Source organism: Geodermatophilus sp. URMC 65, assembly GCF_053502545.1.
Genome location: NZ_CP199954.1, coordinates 1,438,679 through 1,454,473 on the forward strand (window position 1 = coordinate 1,438,679; position 15,795 = coordinate 1,454,473).

At 73.1% G+C, this 15,795-nt stretch carries 15 protein-coding genes, 1 tRNA gene and 1 pseudogene; 8 read left to right on the top strand and 9 right to left on the bottom strand.

Annotated features, from left to right (window positions below; translation table 11 throughout):
• The first annotated feature begins 230 nt into the window (after positions 1-230).
• Both ACWIX7_RS06930 and ACWIX7_RS06935 read left to right on the top strand, forming a co-directional pair.
• Positions 231-1,256 (top strand): ABC transporter substrate-binding protein, encoded by a 1,026-nt coding sequence (locus ACWIX7_RS06930; RefSeq protein WP_448620820.1) that lies wholly within the window; start codon positions 231-233, stop codon positions 1,254-1,256.
• Between the two features lie 206 nt (positions 1,257-1,462).
• The gene (locus ACWIX7_RS06935; protein WP_448620821.1) at positions 1,463-1,993 is read left to right on the top strand and encodes a hypothetical protein; all 531 of its coding nucleotides are present in this window, start codon (positions 1,463-1,465) and stop codon (positions 1,991-1,993) included.
• A gap of 561 nt (positions 1,994-2,554) precedes the next feature.
• Here the strand turns inward: ACWIX7_RS06935 and ACWIX7_RS06940 are convergent.
• Together ACWIX7_RS06940 and ACWIX7_RS06945 are read right to left on the bottom strand one after the other, a co-directional pair.
• Entirely contained in the window at positions 2,555-3,061 is a 507-nt protein-coding gene (locus tag ACWIX7_RS06940) for a SixA phosphatase family protein (RefSeq protein WP_448620822.1), read from the bottom strand.
• A 31-nt stretch (positions 3,062-3,092) separates the two neighbouring features.
• Positions 3,093-3,506: a hypothetical protein gene (locus tag ACWIX7_RS06945; protein WP_448620823.1), complete on the bottom strand. Its 414-nt coding sequence runs from the start codon at positions 3,504-3,506 to the stop codon at positions 3,093-3,095.
• Between the two features lie 376 nt (positions 3,507-3,882).
• On the opposite strand from ACWIX7_RS06945, the gene fxsT reads away from it, so the two are divergent.
• Both fxsT and ACWIX7_RS06955 read left to right on the top strand, forming a co-directional pair.
• On the top strand, positions 3,883-6,258 hold the full coding sequence (fxsT, locus tag ACWIX7_RS06950) for an FxSxx-COOH system tetratricopeptide repeat protein (RefSeq protein WP_448620824.1): 2,376 nt from the start codon (positions 3,883-3,885) through the stop codon (positions 6,256-6,258).
• 259 nt (positions 6,259-6,517) lie between these two features.
• A pseudogene (locus ACWIX7_RS06955) lies at positions 6,518-6,799 on the top strand (tyrosine-type recombinase/integrase); the annotation flags it as partial.
• Here the strand turns inward: ACWIX7_RS06955 and ACWIX7_RS06960 are convergent.
• The 4 genes from ACWIX7_RS06960 to ACWIX7_RS06975 form a co-directional block, all read right to left on the bottom strand.
• Positions 6,791-6,863: transfer RNA gene (locus ACWIX7_RS06960), tRNA-Ala, on the bottom strand. The pseudogene ACWIX7_RS06955 and the gene ACWIX7_RS06960 overlap by 9 nt on opposite strands.
• 84 nt (positions 6,864-6,947) lie before the next feature.
• Positions 6,948-7,361: a VOC family protein gene (locus tag ACWIX7_RS06965; RefSeq protein WP_448620825.1), complete on the bottom strand. Its 414-nt coding sequence runs from the start codon at positions 7,359-7,361 to the stop codon at positions 6,948-6,950.
• Positions 7,362-7,381: 20 nt separating this feature from the next.
• The gene (locus ACWIX7_RS06970; protein ID WP_448620826.1) at positions 7,382-7,795 is read right to left on the bottom strand and encodes a helix-turn-helix domain-containing protein; all 414 of its coding nucleotides are present in this window, start codon (positions 7,793-7,795) and stop codon (positions 7,382-7,384) included.
• 10 nt (positions 7,796-7,805) lie between these two features.
• Complete coding sequence (locus tag ACWIX7_RS06975; RefSeq protein WP_448620827.1) at positions 7,806-8,561, bottom strand: M23 family metallopeptidase; 756 nt, start codon at positions 8,559-8,561, stop codon at positions 7,806-7,808.
• A gap of 412 nt (positions 8,562-8,973) precedes the next feature.
• On the opposite strand from ACWIX7_RS06975, the gene ACWIX7_RS06980 reads away from it, so the two are divergent.
• Genes ACWIX7_RS06980 through ACWIX7_RS06995 form a run of 4 tightly spaced genes read left to right on the top strand, consistent with a single transcriptional unit; the run spans position 8,974 to position 13,277 of the window.
• Entirely contained in the window at positions 8,974-10,560 is a 1,587-nt protein-coding gene (locus ACWIX7_RS06980) for a mannitol dehydrogenase family protein (protein WP_448620828.1), read from the top strand.
• Between the two features lie 29 nt (positions 10,561-10,589).
• Positions 10,590-11,372 carry an HAD family hydrolase gene (locus tag ACWIX7_RS06985; protein WP_448620829.1) on the top strand — a complete coding sequence of 261 codons (783 nt, stop codon included), beginning with the start codon at positions 10,590-10,592 and terminating at the stop codon, positions 11,370-11,372.
• Positions 11,369-12,487, top strand: a complete 1,119-nt coding sequence (locus tag ACWIX7_RS06990; RefSeq protein ID WP_448620830.1) for a CDP-glycerol glycerophosphotransferase family protein — start codon at positions 11,369-11,371, stop codon at positions 12,485-12,487. The genes ACWIX7_RS06985 and ACWIX7_RS06990 overlap by 4 nt, the downstream gene beginning before the upstream one ends.
• Positions 12,477-13,277, top strand: a complete 801-nt coding sequence (locus tag ACWIX7_RS06995) for a phosphocholine cytidylyltransferase family protein (protein WP_448620831.1) — start codon at positions 12,477-12,479, stop codon at positions 13,275-13,277. The genes ACWIX7_RS06990 and ACWIX7_RS06995 overlap by 11 nt, the downstream gene beginning before the upstream one ends.
• 22 nt (positions 13,278-13,299) lie before the next feature.
• Here ACWIX7_RS06995 and ACWIX7_RS07000 read toward each other — a convergent pair whose 3' ends face one another.
• The 3 genes from ACWIX7_RS07000 to ACWIX7_RS07010 are packed head-to-tail and all read right to left on the bottom strand — an operon-like array spanning position 13,300 to position 15,775.
• A complete protein-coding gene (locus ACWIX7_RS07000) occupies positions 13,300-14,361 on the bottom strand; it encodes a hypothetical protein (protein WP_448620832.1) in 1,062 nt (353 codons plus the stop codon).
• Positions 14,358-15,020 carry an SCO family protein gene (locus ACWIX7_RS07005; protein WP_448620833.1) on the bottom strand — a complete coding sequence of 221 codons (663 nt, stop codon included), beginning with the start codon at positions 15,018-15,020 and terminating at the stop codon, positions 14,358-14,360. The genes ACWIX7_RS07000 and ACWIX7_RS07005 overlap by 4 nt, the downstream gene beginning before the upstream one ends.
• Positions 15,017-15,775, bottom strand: coding sequence for a YcnI family protein (locus tag ACWIX7_RS07010; RefSeq protein WP_448620834.1), 759 nt, complete (start codon positions 15,773-15,775; stop codon positions 15,017-15,019). Before ACWIX7_RS07010 ends, ACWIX7_RS07005 begins: the two co-directional genes overlap by 4 nt.
• Positions 15,776-15,795 lie beyond the last annotated feature (20 nt).

The following is a 15,795-nucleotide window of genomic DNA, read 5'->3' on the forward strand; positions in this document are numbered from 1 at the left end:
GCGAGCACCTCCCATGGTGTCCCTGTAGACGGCCCTCAGGAGACTCCGGCGGCACACCGCTCCTGTTCGGCCCTCTCGACAGGCCATGTCCGACGCCCTCACTCGCCGCCCCGGCAGCTCGCTCTGGTTCCAGCGCCGTCGGTAGCCGTCGCTGATTCCGCGCCTTGCCCTCCAGGCGATCGAGGGGATGCCAGGCCGGCAACATGGTTAGGGCAGGCTAACCTCGCCTGGTGTTGAAGAGATCGGGCCTGCTGCGCCCGTCCCGTCTCGCCGTCCCCCTCGCCGTCCTGGCCCTGTCCGGAGTGCTCACCGCCTGCAGCGGCTCGGAGGACGACGGCTCCGCGCCCGCCGTGCAACCGTCCTCCACATCGGACGCCTTCCCGGTCACCATCGAGAACAAGTACGGCACCACCGAGATCCCCACGGAGCCTCAGCGCGTGGTCACCGTCGGCTTCAACGACCAGGATTTCGTGCTGGCCCTGGGCGTGACCCCGGTCGGCGAACGGGAGAACCTGGGTGAGTACGACGCCACGACCCGTCCGTGGGCAGAGAACCTGCTCCCGGCGGAGGACATCCCGACCGTGGGAGGCCAGGAGATCAACCTCGAGGCGGTCGCCGCCTTGGAGCCCGACCTGATCGTGGGCGTGTACTCCTTCATGGACCAGACGGTCTACGACCAGCTGTCCGGCATCGCGCCGACGCTCGCCCAGACCGACGAGTACGCCGACGGGGCCACCCCGTGGCAGGAGCAGACCCTCCTCATCGGTCAGGCGCTCGGCCGTGAGGAGGAGGCGCAACAGCTCGTCGACGACGTCGAAGGCCAGGTCGAGCAGGCGGTCGACGAGAACCCCGATTTCGCCGGCAGCTCGATCGCCGTGGACCTGACAGGCGTCGGCTCGGGTCACTATCTGCTCGGCAGGGACGACCTGCGCACCCAGTTCTTCACTGATCTCGGCTTCACCGTCCCCGACGCCAGCACCGACCTCAGCCAGGAGCGGCTGGACCTGCTGAACGCAGACGTGCTGGCGGTGAACGGGTACGACCAAGAAGACGCCGATGCGGACACGCTGTTCTCCAGCCTCGACGTGGTGACCCAGGGCCGCACGGTCCTGCTCGGTGGCTACTCCGGCGATGTGTCCGCCGCGCTCGGCTTCGGCAGCCCGCTGTCGCTGCCTTACCTGCTGGACGAGGCCGTGCCGGCCCTGGCCGCCGCCGCTGACGGCGACCCCTCCACCGTGGTCCCGGCCCTCGGCTGAGTGCTCGACGTGCCCTCGGCCACCCGGCCGAGGGCGCGTGCCGCCTCGGGAGAGATGCCGGTCCTGGACGGGACAGACCAAGACGAGCGCGACGACCTGAGCGCCATCGGACCAGTGGAAGGAATCGACTGCTCAACGGCACCCTGACGGTGCGGCGGAGCATCCACCGCGTCCGGAGTCGCCGCCAGCCTGCCGGTACCCACCTCATGCGCAAGACGATCATCATGACCATCGCGGCGGCGGCGCTCACCGCCGGCTGCGGGGGCGGGGACTCCGCGGAGGCGACCGCCCAGGCCACCGAGTCCAGCACGAGCGCCGCAGCACCCGAGTCCGCGGCCGCGGCCGCACCGTCCACGACCGCCCAGGTGATGGACGCGGAGACCGCACTGGCCACCCTGCAGGACGCCGGGCTGCCCATCGCCGACAGCGCGGTGATCACGGAGACCAACGACGCGAACGACCTCATCGGGCGGCCGGGGCAGTACGTGTCCAAGGTGGCGTTCGCCGACAGCCGCCTGGGCGTGCCGATCGACCCGACCGAGCCGGGCAACGAGGGTGGCGGCTCGATCGAGGTGTTCGCCGACGGCGCCGACGCGCAAGCCCGGTCGGACTACATCCAGGAGACCCTGCAGAGCCAGTCGCCGGTTTGTCCTGAGACGACGACGAAGAGCCTGGCCGGTCGACCTCCGAACAGTCGACGAGCCAGGCTCAGGCCCAGTAGCAGCCAGTGGGCATGATCGCGTCCGTGGCTGTGGTGTCTCTGGTGCCTCACGGCCGGCTCGACGAGGTGGCAGGGCTCCGGCGGTGACCGACCGGCGCGGCGTGGATGCGCTGCAGCCCCCGACGGTGCAGCAGGTAGCCGAGGGCCGCAACGGCCAGCACGAGGGTCGCGGGAACCACCACGGGCGGGCGGGCGACGACGCGAGCAGGCTGCCGATGTTGAGCCCCCCTGCCGAGCGACGGCCTGCTGCATCAGCGTCGGCTCTGCCGAACCGGGACACCAGGGGGCGGGTTGACCCGCACGGAGCTGCGGACAGGTCGGACGCACACGCCTCCTCGGGAGACGGTGAGCCAGCGTCGGCACGCCGGGGGACGTGGCGGCGTGATCGGTCGGCGTCGACTGGTTCATTCGACGGCCACTCCTGGATCGACCGCGGACTCGGCGGCTCTGCTGGACGTCACGGCCGAGTGCATGGTGACCGCGGCACACCGCGCGGGCAGCCGGGTCCTCGGCGCAGCGCCTCCGCCAGGCGCTCACTCCTCCCGCATGCGCTGGGGGCGGAGGTGGGGCCTGACCTTCAGTCGCCGGGCACCCTGAAGTCCCTCAGCGTCGCCGCGCCCGGCCCGACGGCGGCGAAGGACACGGCGAGCTCGAACACCGCCACACCCCCGGCCGGGAACCCCGACTCGACCCCACGTCGCGCCACCGGATCGCCCCGACCGTCGTCGAGGACGCCCGCCAGCTCACCGATCGAGGGGTTGTGCCCGACGACGGCCACCGACAGCACGTCCTCCGGGGTCTCCCGGATCGCCGCGAGCAGCGCATCGACGGTGTTGTCGCCGATCCGCGGGTCACCGATCGGCTGCACTCCCGATGACAGTGCGGCACCGACCTGCTCCCAGGTCTGTACCGCGCGGCGGGCAGGGGACGCGAGCACCCGGTCAGGCACCAGACCGGCGTGCTCCAGCCAGGCCCCGAGCGCCGCGGCCTGCTGCACGCCTTCGGCAGTCAGTGGCCGCTCCGAGTCGACCGGGCCGCCGGCGGCCCTGGCATGGCGGATGAGCAGGAGTCGACGCGGCCGCACCGGCCGAGTCTGGCACCCATCCGCGCGTGGCTCAGCCGGTGACAAGGCGCGCGCGTCGGAGCCTCGGGCGCAGGGCGCGGCCGTCCGGCGTCCATCGACACTGCGATGCCGAGGACCGACGCGAGCGCCGCTGCCGCCTTCGGAGCTCGACACACCTTCCAAGCTGGCCATGCGGGTTCGATCCCGTCACCCGCTCCACGCACAACCGCAGATCAACCCGGCTGTTGCGGTGCTCTACACGGCCGCGGAACGTCACCTCGGGGAGGTAGCGCTCGCGCAGCCCCTCGTACTCCAACGGCTCGACGCCGGCCGGGCATGCGAGGTCGAGCGCCGTGACGGCGAGTTCTGGCAGAGCCACATCCGGGGTGAACCAGCCAGGCACATGGCTGGGAGCCGCGACCGCCACGAGGTCGTAGACGTCGCCCCGAGCAGGGCCGGACAGCACCAACCTGAGCGCGGCGATGCAGGACGTCCCGGTCGATGCGCTCGCGCTTCGTCACCGCGACATCGTCATCCGAAGGCCTCGTCCTGGACTGCCACCCCGAGGACGCCGCCCAGCCCACTGAATCGAGCGCCCGGGCGGGGCGGCGCAATCCAGTACGACAGGCGGCGCCTTCGACAGGTCAACATGACGGCCAGGACACGTTCACGTCCACGGCATCCACCGGCATCGGGCAGTGGCTACCGGACGGTCCAGGCCATGTGCTGTGGGGCTGAGGACCTACGGACCTCCCGCGCCTCATCGTGAGAACGGTGAGGCCCTCGTATCAGACCGGCTGGTTCGACGCTCGATCTCCTTAGCTGCGCACAAGGGGGAAGCCGTGACCGTGAGTGGGCCAGCGGGCGCCGCAGCTGGCGGCGCGACCCCGTGGCGCGTCAGCGGTGGGGAGACCGACTTCTTCATCAGCCACGCCGGCCGGGACACCGGCTGGGCGGAGTGGCTGGCTTGGCAGCTGCAGCAGGCCGGGTACACCGTCGAGTTGGACGTGTGGGACTGGGCGCCGGGCGAGGACTTCGTGACCCGCATGGCCGCGGCGCTGCAGCGGGCTGACCGGCTGCTGGCGGTGTGCACCGAGGCCTACTTCTCCAGCACCTTCGGCCGTGCAGAGTTGCGCGCGGCGTTCGCCCGACACGGGGTGGCCGAGGGGCGGATTGTGCCGGTGATCGTCGAGCCGGTGCGCCTGCCGCCGTTGTACGCGCCGCTGATCTCCCTGGACCTGACCGGCCTGGACGAGGCCACCGCGGCGACTCAGCTGCGGGACCGGCTGACCCGCGGGCGGCCGACGACCGCTCCGCCGTTCCCTGAAGCGGGACTTGCGCCGACGGACAAGCCGGGGTTCGCCGGCGTGCTGCCGGGGGTGTGGCGGGTGCCGCCGCGCAATCCGCGGTTCACCGGCCGGGACGGCCTGCTCACCGAGCTGCGCCAGCGCCTGCACGCGGGTGAAGGCACGTTCGTGGTGCAGGCGCTGTACGGCCTGGGTGGGGTCGGTAAGACCCAGCTGGCGATCGAGTACGCCCACCGGTTCGCCTCCGACTACCACCTGGTGTGGTGGATCGACGCCGAACAGCCGGTACTTATCCCCGACCAGCTGGCTGCACTGGCCGCCCGGCTGGACCTTGCCCACGGACCCACCGTGGCCGACACCGTGGAGCGGCTGCTCACCGAGCTGCGCCACCGCGATCGCTGGCTGCTGGTCTTCGACAACGCCGAACGGCCTCAGGACATTGCCGCCTACCGGCCCGACGGCGCGGGGCACGTGCTGATCACCTCCCGAAATCCTGGCTGGGGCGCGCTGGGCGGCCGGCTAGAGGTCGACGTGCTGACCCGGACGGAGACCGTCGCGCTACTCCAAGCGCGGATTCCGGCCATGAGCCAGGAGCTGGCAAACAGGCTCGCCGCCGAGCTCGGCGACCTGCCGCTGGCCGCCGCCCAGGCGGCCGGCTATCTGGAGCGGACCGACCTGCCGCCTGCGGACTATCTGCGCCGCTTCCGTACGCGCCGGGCGACCCTGCTGGCTCGCGGGGAGGTGGTGGGCTATTCCGGACGGGTCGACACCGCCTGGGCGCTGGCGCTGGAGCGGCTCGGATGCAAGGACCCGGCCGCGGTGCAGCTACTGGAGTTGTCAGCCTTCCTCGCCCCCGAACCGATCCCACTCTTTCTGATCCGGGACCACGCCCGGCTGCTCGGCGAGCCGCTGCGCGGCACCGCCGCCGATTCCGACGCCCTCGCCGACACTGTCGGCGCCCTGGTCGCCTACTCGCTGGCTCGCCGCTCCCCGGACGGCTTCCAGCTGCACCGGCTGGTACAGGCGGTGATCCGTCATCAGCTGCGGCCGGACCGGCAGCAGGCCACCGCCGAGCAGGTGGTGGAGCTGCTGGCCGCCGCCTCCCCCGGCGACCCGGACGATCCGGCCGGCTGGGATGCCTACGCCCAGCTCGCTCCGCACGTGCTCGCCACCGCCCCGCTGGGTGACCATTCGCCCGCCAGTCGGCAACTGGTCCTGCACACCACCCGCTATCTCCAAGCCAAGGGAGATAGCCCCGGCAGCCGGGCCCTCTGCGAGCAGTTGCTCGACCGCTGGCGGGCGATCCTTGGCCCCGACCACCCCGATACCTTGACCGCCGCGGCCACTCTCACCCTGGCCCTGATCCAGCTGGGCGAGGTAGAGCCGGCCCGGACTTTGGGCCAGGACACCCTGCAGCGCTGCCACCAAACGCTCGGCTCCGACCACCCGACCACCCTGTTAGCGGCCGCCACCCTGACCGCCGCTCTGCTCCCTAGGGGAGAGCCGGCCCGCACGCTAGGCCAGGACACGCTGCAGCGCTGCCACCGAACACTCGGCCCCCACCACCCGATCACCCTAGGAACGGCCGCCGCCCTCACCCTCGCGCTGGCCCGGCTGGGCGAGGCGGAGCCGGCCCGCACCCTGGGCCAGGACACGCTGCAGCGCTGCCACCGAACACTCGGCCTCGACCACGCTATTTCCCTGTGGGCGGCCGCCGCCCTCACCCTCGCCCTGGTCCGGCTGGGCGAGGCGGAGCCGGCCCGCACCCTGGGCCAGGACACCCTGCAGCGCTGCCGCCGGGTGCTCGGTCCGGACCACCCGATCACGCTCTACCTGGCCCAGGTCGCTGGCATGGGCCACCTCGTGCTCGGTGACGAAGCTGTTGGGGACCGCCACAGTCGGCCTCTGTGAAGGCCCATCCACCAGCGTGCCGCGGCCGAGCGCCCTGGGACTGCCACTGGGGAGGCCGTTCGGCGGATCGCCGCCCCGACACGGCCTGGAACTCACCGCGTGACCCGTTGTGGTCACGGCGAGGGGCGAACGAGGGCCTCCACCTGGCCGTATGAGCCCGCCCGGCGTGACCAATCCATGACCCAGCCCAACGGCCGGCCGATCGACAGGAAGTCCGACTACGACGACTGGCCCGGTTGCTCAAGGCGGCCGGCGTCGGCATGTACGGCTCCACGACGGGCGGCACACCGCCGCCACTCTGCTGCTGAGCGAGAACATCCACCCGCGGGTGGTCATGGAGCTGCTCGGCCACAGCCAGATGCGCACGACGATGGACATCTACCGCCACGTCATGCCGGCCCTGGCCCGCGAGGCCGCCGACCGGATGAGCGATCTGCTGCTGCCGGGTGAGGGTGGGCGAACTGCAACCACAACTGCGACCAGAGACGACTCAGGCCGCTCTCCGATTCAGAGAACGGCCTGGTCGACGGGGTGGAGCTGAGGGGACTCGAACCCCTGACCCCCACACTGCCAGTGTGGTGCGCTACCAGCTGCGCCACAGCCCCGTGCTCCGACCCGGTCTGGTGTGACCGAGCCGGGATCAACTGTACAGGGCCGCGACGGCGCCTCCGCGCAGGGGGTGGGGCGGGTCAGCCCTGCGTCATCTGCGCGATGCGCAGGTGGTTGCCGAACGGGTCACGGAGCCCGAAGTCGGTCCCGTACGGCTGGTCGACCGGCTCCTCGGTGATCTCCACCCCCTTGGCCCTGAGCTCCGCGTGCGTCTTGTGCGCGTCGTCGCAGCGGAAGAAGAGGTGGCCGCCCGTCGCGCCCTTGGTGAGCAGGTCCCGCACCTGCGCGGCGGTCTCCTCGCTCATCGCCGGCGGCCCCGGGACCTCCAGGAGGATCCCGCGACCGGGGTCTCCCGGGACGTTGACGGTCAGCCACCGCATGAAGCCGAGGTCCACGTCCTCGCGGACCTCCATGCCGAGCTTCCCGACGTAGAAGTCCAGCGCCTGCTCCTGGTCGAGGACGTAGATCTGCGTGGTGCCCAGTGAGGTCAACATGCGGTGGACGCTAGGGCGGGTCAGCGGCTCCGTGCTTCTCCGAAACTGCTCGGCCGCAGCCAGGCCATCGCGAAGCACGAGGGCACCGGACCGAGCGGCCCGCGGCGCCGGTAGGCCGAGGGCGGCTCCCCGACGACGTCCCGGAACACTCGGCTGAAGGTGCCGAGGCTGGAGAACCCGACGGCCATGCAGACGTCGGTGACGCTGTGGTCGGTGGAGCGCAGCAGGAACATGGCCCGCTCGACCCGCCGCCGCTGCAGGTAGCGGTTCGGCGTCTCCCCGAAGGTGGCGCGGAACGTCCGGATGAAGTGCGCCTCGGAGACGTGTGCGATCCGGGCCAGGGCGGGGACGTCGAGCGGCTCGGCGTAAGCGCTGTCCATCGCGTCCCGGGCACGCAGCAACCGCCGGTTGAGGTCCTCCGCAGCGCTGCCCACGGAACGAGGATCAGACCTCGACGCCGCGCTCCGCCAGCCACGGCACCGGGTCGATGCGCTTGCCGTTCATCCCGCCCTGGTGCACCTCGAAGTGCAGGTGCGGACCGGTCGACTGACCGCGGTTGCCCAGCAGCGCGATCGTCTCGCCGGCCTCCACGTACTGGCCGGGCTCGACGAGGATCTGGTCCATGTGGCCGTAGACGGTCACGTCGCCGTTCTCGTGGAGGACGTAGACGGCCAGGCCGAAGCCGCTGGCCGACCCGGCCCGCAGGACGACGCCGTCCATGGCCGCGTACTCGGGCGTCCGCATCGGGGCGGCCAGGTCGATGCCGTAGTGGAAGGTGCCCCACCGGCCCCCGTAGCCACTGGTGAAGCGGGCGCCGTCGACGGGCAGCACCGCCTTGGGCCGCGCGGCCTCCCGGGCCGCCTCGGCGGCGGCCGCCTCCGCCACGGCGCGCTCGGCGCGCGTGGCGGCCACCTCGGCCAGCCGGGCCTGGGCCTCCGCCTCGGTGATCGAGGCCATGGGCAGCGTCTCGACGTCGTCGCCGAGGGTGGCCAGCTCCATCTGCGCGGCGAGCACCGAGCTCGGCCCGGTCGGGGCGTCGGAGGCGTTCGAGACGCCGGTGACGCCTGCGACCAGCCCGCCCACGACCAGCGCGGTCAGCAGCAGCGGCCCGCGACGCGGGCCGGAGGCCGACCGCCGGGCCGGGGAGGATCCGGGGACCCGGGGGTCCCCGGAGCGCTGCGCGCGACGCCGACCGGTCATGCACCTACCCGTTCGTGGGGGGAGAACGCCCGTTGCCGGGCTCGAGGGGCTCGCCGCAGATCCAAACACTCCGTGACGTATCCGTGACCCGTTGCTCGGCGTGTTGCCGAGGACACGCCGTGCGTGATGTCGCCCACGTCCCGCACGTCACGGGGAGCGTGACGGCGATCCTGTTTGGAACCGGTTCCCTGCGGCTAGATTCGCGCCCCGGCGTGAAAACACCGCGCCGCGACGCCCTGCGCCATCGCGGCTCACGCCACTGGGGAACGGCCCCGGACTGGTCGGACCTCGTTGCCCCGTGTAGTCATGATCATCGCCGCACCGCGCGCGGCCCACACGTCACCGGGGCCGCTCAAGGACCGCCGCGAGGGGGGACGTCACCGCACGACTGCACGAGGAGGACCGACGCCGCATGACCACGACAGAGCCCATGACGGGCCCCCAGGCGCCGACCCACAGCCAGGCCGCGGCCACGCTCCTCCCGACGACCCCCCGGCCGGAGGCGCCGCGGGCCCGCCCGCTGAGCCAGGCGATGCTGCACAGCCACGACTCCCGCGTCGCCGTCCCCACGTACGACCGCGGCGCGCTCACCCCGGCCGTCGTCCACCTGAGCGTGGGCGGCTTCTCCCGGGCCCACCAGCTCATCTACTTCGACGAGCTCGCCGAGCGGCGCATCTCCACCGAGTGGGGCGTCGTCGGCGTCGGCCTGCGGCAGCGGCACCTGCAGGAGGCCCTGGCCCCGCAGGACCACCTCTACACCGTCGTCGAGCGCAGCCCGGACGGCGAGCGCGCCCGCGTCGTCGGCGTGATGGTCGACTACCTCTACGCCCCCGACGACCCCACCGCCGTCCTCGACCGGCTCAGCGACCGCCGCACCCGCCTGGTCACGCTCACCATCACCCCGGGCGGCTACCCCCTCGACCCGCAGACCCGCGCCTTCCACGCCGACGACCCCGACGTGGCCCGCGACCTGGCGCAGCCGTCCGCGCCGGCCACCGTCTTCGGCTACCTGGTCGAGGCCCTCGACCGGCGTCGGCGGGCGGGCCTGGCGCCGTTCACCGTCGTCTCCTGCGACAACCTGCACCGCAACGGCGAGGCCACCCGCGCCTCCGTCGTCGGCCTGGCCCGGCTGCGCGACGAGGTGCTCGCCCGCTGGATCGCCGACCGGGTCGCCTTCCCCAGCAGCATGGTCGACCGGATCACCCCGCAGACGCCGCCCGAGGAGCGCACCGCCCTCGCCGCCCGCTACGGCGTCGACGACCGCTGGCCGGTCGTCACCGAGCCGTTCTCCCAGTGGTTCGTGGAGGACGTCTTCAGCTCCGGTCGCCCACCGCTGGACGAGGTCGGGGTCCGCTTCGTCGCGGACGTCGGCGACTACGAGCTGATGAAGACCCGGCTGCTCAACGCGAGCCACTCGGCGCTGGGCCACCTGGGCTCGCTGGCCGGGTACGCCCGCATGGACGAGCTGATGTGCGACCCGGTCTTCACCGCGTACGTCGCCCGGCTCATGGACGACGAGGTCACCCCGCTGCTGCCGGAGCCCGACGGCGTCGACCTCGCCGCCTACAAGGACACGCTGCTGCAGCGCTTCGCCAACCCGGCGATCGCCGACCGGCTGTCCCGGCTGTGCCGACGCGGCTCGGCCAAGCTGCCGCAGCACCTGCTGCCCTCGCTGCGCCAGGCGCTGGTCGGGGGCCGGTCCGCACCGCTGCTCACCCTGGCCGTGGCCGGCTGGTGCCGGTACCTGCGCGGCACCGACGACGCCGGCCGCCCGCTGCCGCTGGAGGACCCGCGTGCCGCTGAGCTGCAGGCCCTGGCGCTGGAGGGCCGCGGCGACCCGCGCCCGCTGCTCGCCGTCCGCCCGGTCTTCGGCGACCTCGGCGACGACCCGGCGTTCGTCGCCGACCTGAGCGGTGCGCTCGACCGGCTCGACCGGCTCGGCGCCCGCGCCGCGGTCGCCGCCACCCTGGCCGCCTCGGCCCGCCCCCTCCCCCGATGACCGCCGCCCCACCCGGAGGTACCGCCCCGATGCCCGCCCTCCCCGAGCCGCTCGTCGCGCGGCTCGAGGCCCTCCTCTGCGACGCCGACGGCAACCTCTTCCCCTCCGAGGAGCCGGCGTTCGTCGCCTCCGCCGACGTGACCAACCGCCTCCTCGCCGACCTCGGCGTCGACCGCCGGTTCTCCCCCGAGGAGCTGCGGCTGGCCACCACGGGCATGAACTTCCGGACGACGTCGCGCCGGCTGGCCGCCGAGGCCGGGCACCCCGAGGTCGACGTCGAGCCGTGGGTCGCCGAGGAGAAGCGGGCGGTCACCGCCCACCTCGGCGCCACGCTGACCCCGCACCCGCAGACCAGCGACGCCCTCACGGCGCTGTCGGCGTACCTGCGGCTCGCCGCGGTCAGCTCCAGCGCGCTGACCCGGCTGGCCGCATGCTTCACCGCCACCGGGCTCGACGAGCTCATCCCGCCGGCCGTGCGCTTCAGCGCCGAGGACTCGCTGCCGGTGCCCACCAGCAAGCCCGACCCGGCCGTCTACCTGCACGCCTGCGAGCAGCTGGACGTCGCGCCGGAGGCCGGGCTGGCCGTGGAGGACTCCGTCCCCGGCGCCCTGTCGGCCGTGCGGGCCGGCTGCCCCACCGTCGGCAACCTGCTGTTCGTCCCGGACGCCGAGCGGGCAGCGCGCGCAGCGGCGCTGTTCGACGCGGGCGTGCTCACCGTGGTCGACTCCTGGCGGCAGCTGGCCGACCTGCTGCTCCCGGTGCTCAGCCGCCGGGCCACCGATGACCTGATCCCGACGGGAGGAGATGGGTGAACATCGTCTACGTGGCCTTCCGCGGCCACTTCTCCGACAGCCCCCGCGCGCTGTACGAGGGGCTGTACGAGCGCGGCGTCGAGGCGACCCACACGTGGCTCTCGGCCCCGCACACCCAGGCGACCTTACCCGCCGACGTCGCCACGGTCCCCTTCGGCAGCCCGGAGTCGATCGCGGCGCTGCAGGGTGCGGACCTGGTGATCAGCAACGACCACATCCCGCTGGACTGGGAGAAGAAGGCCGGCGCCCGCTACCTGCAGACCTGGCACGGCACGCCGCTCAAGCGCATCCACAACGACGTGCGGTGGGCGCCCGAGGGCCGGCTGGCCTACCTGGAGCACGACATCGCCAGGTGGGACCTACTGCTGTCGCCGAACGCGGCGAGCACCCCGCGGCTGCGCAACGCCTTCGGCTACCGCGGGGAGATCCACGAGACCGGCTACCCGCGCAACGACCTGCTCAGCAGCCCCCAGCGGGACGCCGTCCGGGCCGCCGTCCGCGCCGACCTCGGCATCGGCGAGGACCAGACCGTCGTCCTGTACACGCCCACATGGCGCGACGACCTGGTGTTCAAGAAGACCGGTCCGCAGGACTTCGAGTTCCCCGTCGACCTCGACGAGTTCACCGCCCGGCTCGGGAAGGACCACGTGCTGCTGCTCCGGCTGCACAACATGGTCATCGACCGGCTCGAGGTCGTCGACGGCTCGCCGGTGCACGACGTCTGCAGCCACCCCGACATCCGGGACCTGTACCTGGCCGCCGACGCCATGGTCACCGACTACTCGTCGACGATGTTCGACTTCGCCATCACCGGCCGGCCGATGCTGTTCTTCACCTACGACCTGGCCTACTTCCGCGACGAGCTGCGCGGGTTCTACTTCGACCTGGAGGACGTCGCCCCCGGGCCGATGCTGTCCACCAGCACGGAGCTGATCGACGCCATCGCCGACCTCGACGGGGTGCGCGAGCGCTACGCCACCCGCTACGCCGAGTTCCGGCAGACCTTCTGCCACCTGGAGGACGGGCACGCCACCGAGCGCGTCCTCGACCTGCTCTTCCCGCCGGCACCGGCCGCCGGGACCACCACCCGAGGAGGGGACGACCGTGCTCGCTGACCGCGCCACCACCGCCGAACTGAACGGGCCGGCGCCTGCCGCCCCGGGCCTGGACGTACCCGTCCAGGTCGTCATCCTCGCCGCCGGGATGGGCACCCGGCTGGGCCGGCCCTGGCCCAAGCCGCTGACCCCGCTGCACGACGGGCGCAGCATCCTGCAGCGCCAGCTCGACGGGCTTCGCTCGGTGCTCGGCCCCTCGGTCGACATCACCGTGGTCGTCGGGTTCGAGGCCGAGCGCGTCATGCGGGCGGTCCCCGACGTGCGCTTCGCCTACAACCCCGACTACCGGGTCACCAACACCTCGCAGAGCCTGCTGCGCGCCCTGCGGAACACCCGCGACGGCGGCGTGCTGTGGCTCAACGGCGACGTCGTCTTCGACCCGGCGGTGATCGAGACCGCCCTGCCGGCGCTGCGGGCCGACGAGAGCTTCGTCTGCGTCGACACCTCCACCGTCGCCGACGAGGAGGTCAAGTACACCGTCGACGCCGAGGGCTGGATCGACGAGCTGTCCAAGACCGTCGTCGGCGGCCTCGGCGAGGCGGTCGGCATCAACCACGTCTGCTCCGCCGACAAGCCGGTGCTCATCGAGCACCTCGCGACCTGCGCCGAGCAGGACTACTTCGAGCGCGGCATCGAGACCGCGATCGCCGCCGCCGGGCTGCGCGTCCGGCCGCTCGACATCTCCCAGCACGCCGCCGTCGAGGTGGACTTCGAGGCCGACCTCGAGCGCGCCAACGCGCTGTTCACCGAGCGCAGCCACCTGCAGCCGGTGACCGACGCCCCGGCGTGAGCACCGGCCCGGTCGCCGGGTCTCAGCCTCCGAGCAGGGACCCGTCGGCCGGGCGGCGGCTCTCGCGGAACCGGCGGGTGCCGACCAGGCCGCCGACCACGCAGCCGGCGCCCAGGGCCACCAGCACCGCCACCGCCGCGCGGGTCAGCAGCACCGGCCCCTCGGGCAGCACGTTGGCCGTCCACAGCACGTCGACGTCGGGCAGCCCCTGCACCAGCAGCAGCCAGCCCAGGACGACGGCCAGCAGCGCGGTCAGCCCACCGCGGCCCCGGACGGCGGCGACGAAGCCACCGACGGCCACGGCGAGTGCCAGCAGTCCGGGCAGCAGCGCCGACACCAGCGCGCCGGCGTGCGAGGAGATGCTCGCCGCGGGCTCCGGCGTGGTCGCCGCGTGGTACACCGCAGCGGCTCCTCCGAGTCCCAGCAGCAGCCCCAGCGGGCGGGGGCCCCGACCGACCAGCGCCGCGGCGACCGGGGCCAGTGCCAGGACGGTGTAGACCGGCCACACCACCCAGGCCGGCGGCGGCGGGCTCCAGGTCAGCTCGCCGCGCACCTGCACCGGCGTGCCGCCGTAGGTCATCGGCACCACCCACGACGACACCACGTGCTCGCGGGTCGGGTCGGTGGCCACCGGGGGCGGCAGCAGGTCCTCGCTCATCCAGTGCGTGCGGTGGTCGTGCCAGACGTAGCTCGGCTCGGTCGACACCTGCACCCAGTCCGGCTCGGCGGCGGGATCGGCGTGCGCGGGGAGGGTCACCCGGCCGAACCGGTCGAGGTTGATGTAGGTGGCCGGGCTGTTCGCGTTGCGCCACACGCCGTCGGGACCGATGCGCAGGTACGGCTCGTCGGAGTAGCCGGGCACCTCGACCTCGGTCGCGGTCGGGTTGACCACCTCGAACTCGTCACCGAAGGAGAGCACCCGCACCGCCACGCCGGGCAGCGCGGGGTCGACCGCCAGGACCCGCCCGTCGAAGTCGCTGCCCGCCGCCCCGCCACCGACGTGCGCCTGCGCGGGCCCGGCGACCAGCAGCCCGGCCAGGGCACCGAGGACGACGACCAGCAGGCGGGCCGCCGCCCGACTCACGCCCCGGCCACCAGGCCGAGGTCGCCGGCGATGTCGCGGCTGGTGTTGCCCGCGTCGAAGGCGACGTGGGCGAGGTCGTCGGCGCCGTAGAGCAGCAGCAGCGAGGAGTGCAGCCGGCCGGTGTCCTCGGCCAGCGGCACCCCCGCGGCCAGCTGCGCGCGGTCGATGGCGGCCTGGTCGCCGGTCAGCCCGACGAAGCGGGTCGGCAGGTCGGCGTCGAAGCGGCCCAGGTACTCGGCGAGCACCTCGGGGGTGTCGAACGCGGGATCGGTGGTGACGAAGACCACCTGCACCTGCTCGGCCAGCGCCGGGTCGACCCCGCGCAGCGCGACGGCGACGTCGGCCATCGTCGTCGGGCAGATGTCGGGGCAGTTGGTGTAGCCGAAGAACAGCAGCGTCGGCGCTCCGGCGGTCTCCGTGCCGAAGTCGTAGGGCTGCCCGTCCGGGCCGGTGAGGGTGAAGGAGGGCCGCTGGTAGGGGTCGGGCAGGTCCAGCCCGGCGTAGCGGTCCTCGGGGCCCTCGACCACCGCAGGGGCGCCATCGGAGTGGTCGTGGCCCTCGGCGGACGGGGTCCCCTCGGCGGCCGCGCCTCCGCAGCCGGCCAGCAGGAGCCCGGCCGAGACGGTCAGGACGGCCAGCCGGCTGCGGGAGGAGCTCACGAGGACACGGTACGACGGCCTGCGCGCCATCCCAGGACGACGCCGGCCACACCGGTGAACAGCGCCACGATCGACAGGAAAAGGGCGAGCGCGCCCGGGCTGGTGTCGCCGTGGCCGGTGCTTTCCGCCGCGGTGTCGGTGGCCGTCCCGGTCGCGTCGTGCGTGGTGCCGACGGCGGCGGTGGCGGCGGTGCCGGTCGTGACCTCGGCCAGCAGGAGCACCGGGGCGGGGTGCTCCGGCTCGGCCCGGCCCTCGACGGTCGGCTCGATCCACGCCGACTCGGTGCCGTCGCCGTAGGTCTGCACCGTGGGGAAGGACAGCTGGTCGGCCTCGGGGAACGGCCCGCCGGAGAGGGCGAACTCCTGGAACTCGCCGGGCCGGATGCCGCCGTCCAGCGCGCGGAACTCCACGACCGACACGTAGCTGGTCACCTGCTCGCCGTGGCTCTCCAGCGGCGTGGCCAGGTCCGACGTCGTCGTGCTCACCGTCCAGCCGGGCACCGGCTGTGCGCGCAGGGAGGCCATCGCGGACTCCTCCGGGATCGCGATGCGCAGCGCGACGGTGCTGGCGGTGTCGCTCTCGTTCGGCACCCGGAAGGTCAGCTTGCCGAAGCCGCCGGCGGCGGCGTCGGTCGAGGAGACGCCGACGTGCGCGGAGGCGGCGCCCGCTCCGGCGAGGGCGGCGGCCAGCGCCGTCAGCAGGGCCAGCACGACGACGCCGAGCCGGCCGAGCGGTCGGAGCAGGGATGAGGACACGGTTCTCCTGTCAGGACGGG